10 protein-coding genes are annotated in these 14069 nt (G+C 56.2%); 4 read left to right on the top strand and 6 right to left on the bottom strand.

The genetic code is table 11. The features are described 5' to 3' along the window. Positions 1–11: 11 nt before the first annotated feature. Positions 12–1337, top strand: coding sequence for an ammonium transporter (locus tag ACR0BZ_RS11390; protein ID WP_480920231.1), 1326 nt, complete (start codon positions 12–14; stop codon positions 1335–1337). A 72-nt stretch (positions 1338–1409) separates the two neighbouring features. Here the strand turns inward: ACR0BZ_RS11390 and ACR0BZ_RS11385 are convergent, their stop codons facing one another. From ACR0BZ_RS11385 to ACR0BZ_RS11370, 4 genes are all read right to left on the bottom strand, one after another. Then, positions 1410–2594 (bottom strand): amino acid aminotransferase, encoded by a 1185-nt coding sequence (locus tag ACR0BZ_RS11385; protein WP_480920230.1) that lies wholly within the window; start codon positions 2592–2594, stop codon positions 1410–1412. Beyond that, entirely contained in the window at positions 2594–3448 is an 855-nt protein-coding gene (gene sseA, locus ACR0BZ_RS11380) for a 3-mercaptopyruvate sulfurtransferase (protein ID WP_480488175.1), read from the bottom strand. The genes ACR0BZ_RS11385 and sseA overlap by 1 nt, the downstream gene beginning before the upstream one ends. A gap of 93 nt (positions 3449–3541) precedes the next feature. Then, positions 3542–3811, bottom strand: a complete 270-nt coding sequence (locus ACR0BZ_RS11375; RefSeq protein WP_480773951.1) for a CBU_0592 family membrane protein — start codon at positions 3809–3811, stop codon at positions 3542–3544. Beyond that, positions 3808–4371, bottom strand: a complete 564-nt coding sequence (locus ACR0BZ_RS11370) for a helix-turn-helix domain-containing protein (protein ID WP_480773950.1) — start codon at positions 4369–4371, stop codon at positions 3808–3810. Before ACR0BZ_RS11370 ends, ACR0BZ_RS11375 begins: the two co-directional genes overlap by 4 nt. Before the next feature lie 108 nt (positions 4372–4479). Here ACR0BZ_RS11370 and ilvD point away from each other — a divergent pair, with 108 nt between their 5' ends. Beyond that, a complete protein-coding gene (gene ilvD / locus ACR0BZ_RS11365) occupies positions 4480–6312 on the top strand; it encodes a dihydroxy-acid dehydratase (RefSeq protein ID WP_480488176.1) in 1833 nt (610 codons plus the stop codon). A gap of 127 nt (positions 6313–6439) precedes the next feature. Here ilvD and ACR0BZ_RS11360 read toward each other — a convergent pair whose 3' ends face one another. Continuing rightward, positions 6440–7258, bottom strand: coding sequence for a sulfotransferase family protein (locus tag ACR0BZ_RS11360; protein WP_267364226.1), 819 nt, complete (start codon positions 7256–7258; stop codon positions 6440–6442). Positions 7259–7401: 143 nt separating this feature from the next. Between ACR0BZ_RS11360 and ACR0BZ_RS11355 the strand changes: the two genes are divergently transcribed. Next, on the top strand, positions 7402–8979 hold the full coding sequence (locus tag ACR0BZ_RS11355) for a DUF5928 domain-containing protein (protein WP_480920229.1): 1578 nt from the start codon (positions 7402–7404) through the stop codon (positions 8977–8979). A 315-nt stretch (positions 8980–9294) separates the two neighbouring features. Beyond that, positions 9295–12894 (top strand): flavoprotein, encoded by a 3600-nt coding sequence (locus ACR0BZ_RS11350; RefSeq protein ID WP_480920228.1) that lies wholly within the window; start codon positions 9295–9297, stop codon positions 12892–12894. On the opposite strand, the gene ACR0BZ_RS11345 is transcribed toward ACR0BZ_RS11350, so the two are convergent. Next, positions 12891–14054 carry a hypothetical protein gene (locus ACR0BZ_RS11345; RefSeq protein ID WP_480474678.1) on the bottom strand — a complete coding sequence of 388 codons (1164 nt, stop codon included), beginning with the start codon at positions 14052–14054 and terminating at the stop codon, positions 12891–12893. The genes ACR0BZ_RS11350 and ACR0BZ_RS11345 overlap by 4 nt on opposite strands. Positions 14055–14069 lie beyond the last annotated feature (15 nt).

The raw sequence follows: 14069 nt of genomic DNA, 5'->3' as shown, positions 1-14069 counted from the left end.
GAGGACTGACAATGAACCTGATGAAATCTCTCATCCCTGCCGCCGCCATTGTTGCGCTGCCGCAGATGGGTCTTGCGCAAGAGGCCGCCGCAACCGGCGAAGCGGCACAGCACACCCAGTATATCTTTACCACGCTGCTGTTTCTGATGGCGGGCTTTCTTGTTTTCTTCATGGCCGCAGGTTTCGCCATGCTGGAAGGCGGTCTGGTACGATCCAAGAACGTTGCCATGCAGATGATCAAGAACGTGGCATTGTTTTCATTTGCCGCAATCATGTACTGGCTGATCGGGTTCAACCTGATGTATCCCGGCGACGGTTGGTCCATCACGGGCTGGCTTGGCCCGTTCTTCTCGACCACAACGCTTGATGCGGTTGGTGTTGCGCCGGCGGATGCGGCACTGGACTATGCTTCGGTCGGTTCAGACTTCTTCTTCCAGCTTGTGTTCGTGGCCGCGACCGCATCCATCGTTTCCGGCGCCGTGGCGGAACGGATCAAGCTTTGGCCCTTTCTGATCTTCGTCATCGTGCTGACAGGCATCATGTACCCGATTTCCGGTTCATGGAAATGGGGCGGCGGCTGGCTGGATGCCAAGGGCTTCGCGGACTTTGCCGGTTCGACCATCGTACACTCGGTCGGTGGCTGGGCTGCGCTGGCAGGGGCCCTTATCCTGGGCCCGCGGATCGGCAAGTACAAAGATGGCAAAGTTCACCCGATGCCCGGCTCTAACCTGGCGCTGGCGACCCTGGGAACGTTCATCCTGTGGCTGGGTTGGTTCGGATTCAACGGCGGCTCGCAGTTGGCGATGGGAACCGTGGGCGATGTATCGGACGTGTCACGCATCTTTGCCAACACCAACATGGCGGCTGCTTCGGGCTCGGTTGCAGCGCTGATCCTGACTCAGGTTCTGTACAGGAAGCCCGACCTGACGATGGTGCTGAACGGCGCGCTGGCGGGTCTGGTCTCGATCACGGCCGAACCGCTGGCCCCAACCCTGTTCGGTGCCCTGTGGATCGGTGCCGTGGGTGGTATTATCGTGGTCTTCGCGGTCCCGATGCTGGACAAGTTCAAGATCGATGATGTTGTCGGTGCCATCCCGGTCCACCTGTTCTGTGGCATCTGGGGCACCATTGCCGTCGTCTTCTACGGTGACGCAAGCCTGGGCGCGCAGCTTCTGGGCATCGCTGCATACGGCGTTTTCACCTTTGTCGGCGCATTGATCCTGTGGACGATCCTGAAATCCACCGTCGGCATCCGTGTCAGCGAAGAGGATGAGATCAACGGCCTCGACATGGCGGAACTGGGAATGGAAGCATACCCCGAATTCTCGAAAGGCTAAGCCTTGCCGCCACCTGACAAAAAAACCCGGGCGTTCGCGCCCGGGTTTCCGTTTCGAATGTCGCGTCGGCGTTTAAACCCCGACATCCACAATTGCTTTGGCCAAAATCGGCACAGTCGCTGCGTTCAGCCCGGCAATGTTCAGGCGACTGTCGCCGACCATGTAGATACCGTGTTCAACGCGCAGTTTCTCGACCAGTTCCGGTGCCGCCCCAAGGCGTGAGAACATGCCCCGGTGCTGGGCGATGAACCCAAACCGGTCGGATCCGGCCAGACGCTGCAACTCGTCAGCCAATTGCTGGCGCAGGCCCAGCATGGACAGGCGAACCTCTTCCAGTTCAGTTGCCCAGTCTGCCCGCAACGCCTCATCCATAAGAATGGTTGTCACCACGCGCGCGCCGTGGTCCGGCGGGAAGGAGTAGTTCTGGCGATTCAAAAACGCCAGCGTGGCCTGATTCAACGCCGTTTCAGCCGCGTTGTCACTGACGGCCATCAGCAACCCGGTGCGCTCGCGATAGACGCCGAAGTTTTTGGAACATGACGCCGCAATCAGACATTCCTTTACCGATGAGGCCACCAGCCGCACGCCTTGCGCATCCTCTTCCAGACCGTCACCAAAACCCTGATAGGCAATGTCGATCATCGCAACGAGGCCCAGTGCATTGATCAGGTTCACAACCTCCTGCCATTGCACCATGTTCAGATTGGCACCGGTCGGATTGTGGCAGCAGCCATGCAGCAAAACCACGTCACCCGCTTTGGCGGTTTTCAGGTCTGCGATCATCCCATCGAAATCGACGCCCCGGGTCTCTTCATCGAAGTAACGATACTGAACGGTTTCCATCCCCAGGTAATTCAGGATCGACAGATGGTTGGGCCAGGTCGGGTTCGACACAAACACACGTGCCGAAGGGTTCGCCATCCGGATCAACTCGAACGCCTGACGACAGGCGCCGGTGCCTCCGGGTGTCGCCACTGTGGCGATGTTGCCACGCGGCACCGAAGTACCCAAAATCAAACCGATCATCACATCCGCATAAGCCGGATCACCGGCCAGACCGGTATAGGCCTTGGTTTCCTGTTCTTCCCAGATGCGCTGTTCGGCGGCTTTCACCGCGCGCATCACCGGCGTCACGCCTTCGGCATTCTTGTAGACACCAACACCCAGATCGATCTTCTGATCACGCGGGTCTTCGCGGTACATCTGCATCAGCGCCAGAATCTTGTCGGCGGGCTGCGGTTTCAGGTTCTCGAACATCAGTTCTCTCCGGTTGCGACGGGCAGGGTCGGGAAGGCACCCCATTCAGCCCAGGAGCCGTCATAAAGCGAGTGGTCTTTCTTGCCCATGCGTTCCAACGCAAGGCTGAGAATGGCGGCCGTGACACCTGAACCGCAAGAGGTGATAGCCGGTTTAGACAGATCGACGCCTGCAGCCTCGAATATGGCGCGGCAGTCCTCGGGCGACTTCATTGTTCCATTGGCGTTCAACAACTGCCCAAAGGGCACATTGCGCGAGCCCGGAATGTGGCCCGAACGCAGCCCTTCGCGCGGCTCGGGTGCGGTTCCGGCAAACCGGTCGGCCGAGCGGGCATCGATAATTTCGTGATCTGCCAGTTTGGCGGCGGCGGAAACTTGCGTGACATCGCGGACAAGCTGGTTTTGCACGCGAACAGTCATGTGGCGGTCGCGAATGACCGGAGGCAGATCCTCGATCTCGCGCCCCTCGGCCTGCCATTTTGGCAAACCCCCATCCAGAACCGCGATGTTTTCCTGCCCCATCAGACGGAACAGCCACCAAACGCGCGCTGCGGACATCAACCCGGCACCATCATAAACCACAACCTGATGACCATCACCGACACCCATGGCCCGCAGGCGTGACATGAATTTTTCGACCGGTGGCGCCATATGAGGCAGGTCGGAACGGTGATCTGATATCTCATCAATATCGAAGAACCGTGCTCCGGGGATATGCCCGGCATCATATTCGGCCTTGGCATCACGGTTTTGCGCGGGCAAATACCACGACCCGTCCAGAATCCGCAGATCCGGGTCTTTCATATGCGCGGCCAACCATTCGGTGGATACGAGGGTTTTCGGATCGTCCTGCATCAAAGCCTCCCCTAAGCGAGCTTGGGGTTTCCCTATACCCCGTGGCATGGGCGTTCAAGGCTGGATAGCGCTAGCGCTTGTGAACCTCTGGATTTATCGCGCCTTGCGCAGGCGTAAATGCTGGATGATGCCGATGATGCTGATCACAATCCAGAAGCCTTCGATCAGCATCGAGGCCAGATTGAAATTCTCAAGCAGCGAAAAGACGATCAGGACAGACCCCAGCAGGTTGATCACCGGAAAGGCCAGATCATCGGAATTCATCATCCGCATCTGCGTCGCGAAATACGCGGCCACCACGATCAGCGCCCCGAATGAGCCGATGGCATCCACGATGGTAAGAGTGTCAAAAATGGCAGTCATGAAGGTGCCTTACCAATTTCAGGAGTTTCTGTGTGTTGGGCGTAGTGATGCATATTCAGAAACGCAGCCCCCTGCGAACCGGCGCGATATCCGTGCGGCAGGTCCGCAGCAAAGCGCAACCCCTGCCCGGCCTGCAAGGGAACCCATTCCTCGCCACGCAGGATTTCCAAAGTACCGCTGAGGACAAACACTTCCTCGGTCACCCCGGCGGCATGAGCCGGGGATTCGTGGCTTTGGTTTGCGTCAAGGTTCACGTGAAAGGTTTCGGCACCCAGTGCGGGATCGAAGGGAAAGACGATCTTGACCTCGATACTGCCGGGAAAGGTTACGGTCTGAAAGACCGATGGATCGCCCAGCGTCGTGTCGATCAGCCCGCTGAGCGGTATTTGAAAACCCTTGGCGATTTTCCAAAGCGTGGCGATCGTTGGGCTCGATTCGCCGCGCTCAATCTGGCCAAGCATGGCTTTGCTGACCCCGGTCATCTCGGCGACTTTGGACAGGCTCAACCCCGAAGCTGTCCGCACATCCCGTAATTTCAGCGTAATGTCGTCCATAGCCATACCCGCGCCCTGCGATTTACCTTGTACGTTATAACGCACATGTGCTACGTGCGCTATAACGTACGAACCCCGAATTATGCAACCCGAGGCAACAGGGAAAACAGCATCATGCCAATGTACCGATCCAGAACCTCTACCCATGGCCGCAACATGGCTGGCGCACGTGGCCTTTGGCGGGCCACAGGTATGGGTGACGACGATTTCGGCAAACCGATCATCGCCATCGTCAACTCATTCACCCAGTTTGTGCCGGGTCACGTGCATCTGAAGGACCTGGGCCAGATGGTCGCGCGCGAGGTCGAAGCCGCAGGTGGCGTGGCGAAAGAGTTCAACACGATCGCCGTGGATGACGGTATCGCCATGGGCCATGACGGGATGCTGTATTCGCTGCCCTCACGCGAAGTGATCGCGGATTCGGTCGAATATATGGTCAACGCCCATTGTGCGGACGCTATGGTCTGCATTTCGAACTGCGACAAGATCACTCCCGGCATGCTGATGGCCGCCATGCGTCTGAACATCCCGGCCATTTTCGTCTCAGGCGGTCCGATGGAAGCGGGCAAGATCGACATCGCCGATCTGGAAGCCAAGAAGATTGACCTTGTGGACGCTATGGTGGCCGCTGCGAACGACAAGTTCACCGACGAACAGGTTCAGCACATCGAAGAAAACGCCTGCCCCACATGTGGTTCATGTTCGGGCATGTTCACCGCGAATTCGATGAATTGTCTGGCCGAGGCGCTGGGTCTGGCCCTGCCGGGTAACGGCTCGACTCTGGCGACGCACGCAGACCGCAAAGAACTGTTCCTTGAAGCCGGCCGCAGGATCGTCGAGATTACCAAGCGCCATTACGATCTGGATGAAAAAGGCTTTCTGCCCCGTGAGATTGCCACCTTTGATGCGTTCGAAAATGCCATGAGCCTTGATATCGCCATGGGTGGATCGACCAACACGGTGCTGCACCTGCTGGCCATCGCGCATGAGGGTGAAGTTGACTTCACCATGGCCGATATGGACCGCCTCAGCCGTCGTGTTCCCTGCCTCTGCAAAGTCGCGCCCAACACCGAAAATGTGCATATGGAAGACGTCCACCGTGCCGGTGGTATCTTCTCGATCCTGGGTGAGCTCAGCCGTGCGGGCCTGCTGCACAACGAATGCAGCACCGTGCATTCGGCCACGATGGGAGAGGCGATTGCCAACTGGGACATCACCATCGCCAACAACCCCAAGGCACAGGAACTGTTCAAGGCCGCCCCCGGCGGTGTGCGCACCACACAGGCGTTCAGCCAGTCGAACCGGTTCAAGGAACTGGACACTGATCGCAAGGGCGGCGTGATCCGGTCCAAGGAACACGCGTTCAGTCAGGACGGTGGTCTGGCGGTTCTGTTCGGTAACATCGCCCGCGACGGCTGCATCGTGAAAACCGCTGGTGTGGATGCCAATATCCTGCAATTCACTGGCTCGGCTTACGTGTGCGAAAGCCAGGATCAGGCAGTCAGCGATATTCTCACTGGCAAGGTGAAAGAGGGCGACGTGGTGGTGATCCGCTATGAAGGCCCGCGTGGCGGTCCGGGGATGCAGGAAATGCTGTACCCGACATCCTATCTGAAATCGAAGGGTCTGGGCAAAGCCTGCGCCCTGCTAACCGACGGGCGGTTTTCGGGCGGAACATCCGGTCTGTCGATCGGCCATGTCTCGCCCGAGGCGGCTGAAGGCGGAGAGATTGGCCTGGTCCAGAATGGCGACACGATTGAAATCGACATCCCCAACCGCTCGATCAATCTGGCCGTGTCAGATGAAGAGCTTGCCGCCCGGCGCGAAGCACAGGACGTAAAAGGCTGGGTGCCTGCTGCGCCGCGCAAACGCAAGGTGTCTACCGCGCTGAAGGCCTATGCCAAGCTGACCACCAGCGCGGCAAAAGGTGCCGTACGCCAAGTCTAAACTGACACATTACCGGTCTGCTGACGCGGCAGACCGGTAAGCCGATCATGCACAGGCGCTCTCGGGCCAACCAGAGCAGGTGTTTCGCACGAAACGTTGACAGAGGACGAGGCATCCAGCCTTAAGATCAATCGCCCAGCTTGGCGTGAATTTCGTCCAGATCGATTTCGCCGATCGGCATCTTGTTGGCCGGGTTTTCGAAATCGTATTTGAACAACTCGAAATCCTGCTTGTAGATCTCATAGACCAGATGCATCGACAGGTCGTCGAAATAATCCTCGACCGGATGTGCGCGCTTGGGGCCATGGCCTTCGGATTCGTTGAACCGGGGTATTTCGGACAGCGAAATAGAGTGCTTCAGCTTGGTATTGTCCAAGACACCCTGCATCCCGTCGTTGAACGCTTCGGTCCAGAAAATCCGATCATAACGGCCACCGTTCACGATGAAGGTCGACACGTGACCAGACATGGCCGACCAGTGAATGTCCGGGTCCATCGGGCGTCGCCAGCGGATGGTATCCCGCGCAAACAGCAGGAACCGGCGAAAGCTGGCGATTTGGTCAAACTCTCCCTTGCCATCGTCACCGCCCACCTCGATCCCGTAATTGTAGATCAGCGTCGGCACCAGATTGCCACGATACCGTTTGCCGTTGCGCTGGATCCCGCAGATCTTGTCGAAAAACGAGCTCAGAATACGCGTGTATGGGTTGCGCACACAGGTAAAGGAATACGAGGCATGATCGCGCACATTTTTGGAAATCAGATCCTGGCTCTGATCAAAGGCCCATTTGTGCATACCATCCTTCGCGTCATGGATGTCACCGTCAAAGAACTGGCCGTGATCCGAATAATACATGATCTGCCCAATGGTCGAGCAGGCGCATTTGGGCACGACGCGGTACACCATGCTTTCGCTCTCGGTCATCCAGGTACCGGGAAAACCCATCTGCTGTGCCTCCTACGCTGGTCTGGTCTCAAACCGATATGCCAGCTTTTGATAACAAGGAACCAAAATTATTCTGTTTATTCAATCGCTCATCCTCAGTATCACGGTTGAAACCGGGCAGAAACGGAAATTACCTAACCTCGATGGCTAAGATTGCCTATATATTGTTGTGCCATAAGGACCCTGATGCGATCATTGCACAGGCTGAACAGCTGACTGCTGCGGGCGATTGCATGGCGATCCACTTTGACGCCAGCGCCAGCCCCGAAGCTTACGGGCGCATCCGTTCCGCGCTGGATCAAAATCCGAACGTGACCTTTGCAAAAAGGCGCATCAAATGCGGCTGGGGAGAGTGGTCGCTGGTGCAGGCCACGCTGAACGCCTTGCAGGCTGCTGTCGAAACCTTCCCACGCGCCACGCATTTTTACATGCTGTCCGGTGATTGCATGGCGATCAAAACGGCAGAATACACCCATCGGTTTCTGGATAATCACGACAAGGATTTCATTGAAAGCCACGACTTTTTCGAAAGCGACTGGATCAAGACCGGCATGAAAGAAGACCGGCTAATCTATCGCCATTATTTCAATGAACGCACCCAGCCGAAACTATTCTACGCTGCCTATGAAACGCAGAAGCGTTTCGGGCTGACGCGGCGAATTCCCGAAGACCTTCAGGTTATGATAGGCAGCCAATGGTGGTGTCTGCGCCGCCGAACGGTCGAGATGATTCTGGACTTCCTGCGACAGCGCAGGGACGTGATCCGGTTTTTTGCGACTACCTGGATACCCGATGAAACCTTCTTTCAAACGCTGGTACGCCATCTGATCCCGAAGGGTGAAATCGAAAACCGTACACCGACATTCCTGATGTTTTCGGATTATGGAATGCCCGTCACGTTCTACAACGATCACTATGACATGCTTCTGGGTCAGGACTATTTGTTTGCCCGCAAGATCAGCCCAGAGGCGCATGAACTGAAAGAGCGTCTCGGCTCACTTTACGCGAGTGAGGGCATCGATTTTTCCATCTCGAACGAGGGGCGCAGTCTGTATGCGTTTCTGGCCGGCCGGGGGCGCATCGGGCGCCGGTTCGGGCAACGTTTCTGGGAGGCCGGAAGTGTTCTGGGCCCCGACCGAGAGCTGTTTGTGATCGTGTGCAAGAAGTGGCATGTCGCCAAAAGGCTGGTCGATCAGATCGCGTCTGAAACAGATATCCCCTGCGTCGAATACCTGTTTAACGAAGAGGAAACTCAACTGCCTGATCTGGGCGGTATTGAAACGACGCTGACCAAGCGCTCGCGCCATCGGCGGGCCGTTGTACGAATGCTTTTCGAAAGTTTCGGATCAAACCAGTTGGTTCTGTGCCTCGACCCGGCCAATCTGGACGTAGTTCAGGATTTCAGCGGTGATCAGGCCAAAACCCATGTGCTTGAGATCGAATGCGAATATTCGGACGAATACCTGATCGGACATGCGCGCCGCGTCGGCTTGGCGGGGGACAACAGCCCGGTCGAGACTGTTTCCCATCTGCTGCCGACACTTCGCAACGATCTGAGTTACGAGTCCCAACAAATCCGCGCCGCCGGTTTGGACAATTACCTGCGACTGCGGGAAACCGCCCAGCGCGCCGAAAACGTAGCTGTCATATCCGAATTTCTAGGGGTGGACGAAGAAAAGGCCAGCGCGGTGATGCGGCTGGACTACCTGTTCGCCGATTAAACGGAAGATCAGCCAGAATTCCGACAGCTTTCCGGCCCCTTCGATGCATAGGGTGCACCGCATATTTGCCTGCCGGAGCGGGCCGCCTAAACCCAACATCACTGCCATCGTGATTTTTATTCAAAAATCGGATACTGTGCAGCCAATTGGGCCAATTTGCTTATACTTTTTCTTTGGCAGGCCGGCCCTGGCCAGTGACAGGCAAAAACAGACCCGCCCTTAATTCAGAATGACGGGTATCTGCACATCGCAAAACCCGAAAGCCCCGGCTGGCCGCACTTAGACATTTGAAACGCAACTCCGGGGGGAACAGTTGTGCTTATAGATCAAATTGAAACGTCCAGATCATATATCCCAAATGACGCAGACTGGAACCTGATATACAAGGTTCTGCCGGGCGAGGCCAAGATTGCCGACCCGTCAGTTATTAACCCTCATTTCGAATGTATCGAGGTGACCGACAACACGGTTCTGCCAGCAAGCGGCATGTATGTTGTTCTGCGCGGTGTGGTTCAGCTGCGGCAGAATGGAAATCCTTTGGCCAGCGCGGATGTCGGTGACTATTTCTATGAAGAGCACCTTCAGATATCGGACATTCCCGTCAGCCTCGAAGCGCTTGCGCTGGACGGATCGCGGCTGGCTTTTCTGTCCAGCGAGAACTGGCGGCAGATACCAGAGGAAATCCGGCAACCCTGCTTCGCCACGATGTTCGGCGATCTGGTCAGTGTTCAATTGCAGAATTTCCAGCAGCCGATCAATTGTTGCAGCGTGACGGCTGCCGCCCTCAGCATGTCCGCGTTGGGCTTCAGTTGCGAAGTGAACGACATTTTCCGTGAATGCGCGCTGCCTTCGTCTTTCGTCGTCAATGACGGTATCTCACTGGGTGAGCTGTTTGACGTCGCGTGTACCTACATTCATTCGCAGGGCCTGCGGGACAGGGTTCAGGTTCAGGCCTATTTCATGGACGAGGACACGACAAACGTGCAGCTGTTGCTGGATGCGATTGACGAATCCAACCGGCTGGGTGGTGACAACGATATTCTGGTGGCGAATTTTCAGGTCGGCGTCGCCCATGGCAAAGCGAATATGCCGGGCGGGCATTTTGCCGTCATCGCCAAGTGCAACCCAAGCACTGGGCTGGTGCACATGATGGACGTACATCCTGAGAAATACGGCAAGCTTTGGGTTACAACCGCAGACCGGCTTTGGAAGGCGATGTCGGACCGTGATGGAACCTCGATGCGGTCGCGTGGTATTTTGCGCTTCTCGGCGCGTGCCGCGGTCAAGACGCATCTGAAGACATTCAGGCAACGATGCAACTATGTCGACAGCACACTCTATCTGGCGAAAGACCCCAAGAAACGGCGCAACCTGTTCCGCCGCGCCACTCCGAACATGAACTCCTTGGGGGTATTGGTGGAAAGCCTCGCCATTCACGGCGACGACAAGGTAGACGAAGACGAGCTGCTGCGGGCCACCGAAGCCTCTTTCACGGATGTTGTCTCACGGGTGGCCACGGCCGCGGACATGCACGACATGGCCCAGAAATACCTGAACGGGTCCGAAAACGTGCACCTGAGCAGTTCACTTCGCAGTTTCGGAACGCGCGAGGACACATCGATCGATACCCCCGAAGACTGGTTCAAGATGCAACTTCAGGGCCTGGACGCCATTACGGACCGTCACCTGATGATCAATATCGACTTTAATCGGGTCACCGGGATCGAAGCCATCCGCCCACCAGTAAACGTTTACCGGGAAACCGCGTTGCTCGAAGAATTCTGGTGCCTCTGTATCGCATATGATGAAGCAACCGACCTTGTGACGATCGTCGACATGAGCCCCGCAACGTCACAGGTCTGGCAAGCCCCTCGCGGCAACATCTTCCGCGGGCTGCGCGATCTGGAAAACCCGGCGTTGCTGGTGATCGAAACGGTTGAGCCGCCCGAAGACCCCGGAGATGTCACCAGCATTATCCGGAACAACCCCATGGTTCTGTTTTATGAAGATGAAGACCCATGGTCCTACATGCTCAGAAGTGTTCTTTCGAACATCGGTGCGACCAGCGTAAAGCAGGTAGATGTGGGCGGTCGCGACCCCAACGCGATAAAGATGCGACGTCAGCTGATATCTTTAGGTGAAAAACCCAAAGTTCCCTACCTGTTTTTCCAAGGCCAATGCATCAGCAAAGGCGAAAAGCTGGAAGACATTGTGGACATGATCAAGGCGGGTCACCTTCAGGACCGCATGATCGAAGCGGGTCTTCCCGTTTCCAAGCTTGAAGAGACGCCCAGCCTGAACAAGAACATGTTCGGCTATCCCAAAGGTGTGATGAACCAGGTAAGCAGCGGCAAACGCAACGTGCTGCTTTGTGCCTGCGGATCATCAGCGGCAGACAAGATCCCCGAACTGGTTGAGCGCATCGTCGACGCCGGACACAATGTCAAACTGATCCCTTCCACTTCGGCCGAGAAGTTCTTTCGGGACTTCGGCGCTGAACGGATCGACGCCAAGATCACCCATAACGACTACTACCGCGACGATGATGAATGGAACTTCCGTTACATGGAATTCGACATGCCGGTGCGAGCGTCTCATCTGGCGCTATGCGACTGGGCCGATTGCGTGATCGTCGCTCCTATCACCTGCAACACCATGGGCAAAGTGGCAAACGGGATCGCCGATAACCTTCTGACCTCGGTCTTTGTGGCGTGGCAGTACCAGAAGAAGCCCGTGATCCTGTGCCCGGCCTGTAACACGAATATGTGGAACAACATCACCACCCAGAACAATGTCGCAAGACTGAAGACGCTGGGCATTGATTTCATAGGTCCCCGGGAAGGCCGGCTGTCAAACGGTCGGATGGGGATTGGCATGATGGCCACACCTGACCAGATCATGGAAGCATTGGGCGAAGCGTTCGAAGAACTGGACGACCAAAAATACCGCGTGTGCAAATGGGCCCGAGAGGCTGCCGCCGCTGATGATATCAATGAATGGAAACGTGTGTTCCGCGCCATCGATGAAGGTGTCGTGGGCATCAATATCGTGGACGAGGCCCACGGCGATTCATTGCTGCATTATGCGGCCGGTGGCGAAGGAGAGTTGAACGAAGGCGGTCACGATCTGGGCAAGCCAGACTATGAAGCGGCACAGGATTTGATCGACCGCGATATCGACGTCAATATCGTCAACGATCACGGTTTCACGGCATTGCATGTGGCTGTGATGAACAAAGCCCCAAGGATGGTCGACATCCTGTTGCGCGCCAATGGCATGGATGCAACCTCGTGCATTAAATTTGTTCAGGGCATGGATATCGCCCCCGAGATACGGACCATGCTGGATGCTTGGGCGCGAGACCACAACCTTAAGATAAAAGACGCGGAACAGGGCCGTGACGAAACCTTTATTGCCGTTCAGGAACCCACCTATCTGTATTTCACATACGGCTCCCTGAAACAGGGGTTCCCGAACCATGAGGCACACAGCCGGGTCTTGAATGACTTCGTCGGGCCTGCCCGCACGCGGCAACCAATGCCCCTGATCGTTCCAAATGAACCGTTCTGCGACAATCCGAACTGTGGCTTCCTGCACCGAATGGCGACCCTTGTCGATCAGCAGGGCATGGGCAAACAAGTAAGCGGAGAGGTTTACCGGGTGACGGAATCGGGCCTGCACGAGCTGGATAAGCTGGAAGGTTATCATGGTCCGGGCTCGTCCAAGAACGTCTATATCCGCAAAAAGATCAACGTGATCTTGGATGGCGTGATGAAACCCGCCTACGCCTATGTGATCGCCGATCCTGAAAAATACATGCAAAACTGGCGTGACGGCAAATCAGATGTCATCAGCGACTACACGCTGGATATGGCGCAGGGTGAACCCAAGCCCGGATTCGAGCCGGCTATCTAGTTTTCCGCTGTGCTGACTGGTGGCGGTTTCGGGCTTTCCTTGGAACTGAGATTATAGGCCGTGATCACCACCATACAAAGCAGGACGAACGGCCAGAACCCGGCCTTGGGAATAAGGTTGTCCCGATAGTGGATGATCCGCAACGACGTCTCAACGTCGGACGCAAACAGGTATGTATTGACCGAAACTGCCAGCAGCATGAAGTACATCAGGAAAAAGAACGACTCCATATAGATCACAGGAGAACCTGCGAACCCTTCACGCAGCTGCACATGGGCCAACAGGATCACGAAAAACAGAACCGAGCAGGTTCCGATTACACTGGACGTGCTGAAGTCATGCCGATCTGCCAGCCCCTCGCGGCGCGTGACGGTCATCAGCGCCCCAAACAGCAGCATTGTCACGACAAGCAGCGGGACCATGTGCACGATGAACGCGTTTGCGAAATTGCGTTTGATGACAAAGTTATAATGCAGCTCGGGCATGTTGGTTTGATAGGCGTTCTGAGCGATGCCCAACGTCGTATCCAGGCTTGACAACTTATAGTCGAAATAGGTGTTCTCACGTTCCCACGTACCCATCACGATCTGACTGTCGATGCCGAAAATATCATCCGGGCCGGTCGCGGAATAAGCCTCAAAGTCAGGAACCAGCGCAACATTGATGTCAAAAGATGCGGGCCAGAAGCGCACCCAGACCGTTTTGTGATCAAAGGGGTAGCGGGTGTAGTCAAAACTCTGCCGAAGGGTTTGTTCAAAATACCACCCGATCAGCAACCCATCTTGTTGCGGCAGCCGATAGGCCTCTTCGATCAGGCCGTTTGCTGTATCGACCGCTTCCGGCAGAAGAAAACCGATCTCACCCTCGGCCGGACGGATCTCATCATGAACACCTGTGATGTAGCGCTGCCAGACGTAACCGGTGACCTGCACGTCGCTGGCACCAAGAAAGCTGAATGATTTTAAGAAGATCCCCGTTTTAACGCGGTAATCTGGCACGGCATCCAGTTTTTCCAGATATGCGTCCACTGATGCCTGATCCGGAAGTTGAGTGGGATCACCCTCAAAATGATTCAGTTCGATCCAAAGTTTGAGCAAGAGACCCCCAAGCCCAAGGGTCAACAAGCCAGAAATCAGCCACACCTTTCTTTCAACGCTCATTCAGCCTCCTGCCGT

Source organism: Ruegeria sp. P8, from assembly GCF_056534665.1.
This window is presented reverse-complemented; position numbering and strand designations above follow the sequence as displayed.

Bases quoted from the DNA above. Each gene is read 5' to 3' on its own strand.
- ACR0BZ_RS11390 (WP_480920231.1), top strand. From the start codon at position 12: ATGAACCTGATGAAATCTCTCATCCCTGCCGCCGCCATTGTTGCGCTG.
- ACR0BZ_RS11360 (WP_267364226.1), bottom strand. From the start codon at position 7,258: ATGGGTTTTCCCGGTACCTGGATGACCGAGAGCGAAAGCATGGTGTAC.
- ACR0BZ_RS11370 (WP_480773950.1), bottom strand. From the start codon at position 4,371: ATGGCTATGGACGACATTACGCTGAAATTACGGGATGTGCGGACAGCT.
- ACR0BZ_RS11375 (WP_480773951.1), bottom strand. From the start codon at position 3,811: ATGACTGCCATTTTTGACACTCTTACCATCGTGGATGCCATCGGCTCA.
- ACR0BZ_RS11345 (WP_480474678.1), bottom strand. From the start codon at position 14,054: ATGAGCGTTGAAAGAAAGGTGTGGCTGATTTCTGGCTTGTTGACCCTT.
- sseA (WP_480488175.1), bottom strand. From the start codon at position 3,448: ATGCAGGACGATCCGAAAACCCTCGTATCCACCGAATGGTTGGCCGCG.
- ACR0BZ_RS11355 (WP_480920229.1), top strand. From the start codon at position 7,402: ATGGCTAAGATTGCCTATATATTGTTGTGCCATAAGGACCCTGATGCG.
- ilvD (WP_480488176.1), top strand. From the start codon at position 4,480: ATGCCAATGTACCGATCCAGAACCTCTACCCATGGCCGCAACATGGCT.
- ACR0BZ_RS11385 (WP_480920230.1), bottom strand. From the start codon at position 2,594: ATGTTCGAGAACCTGAAACCGCAGCCCGCCGACAAGATTCTGGCGCTG.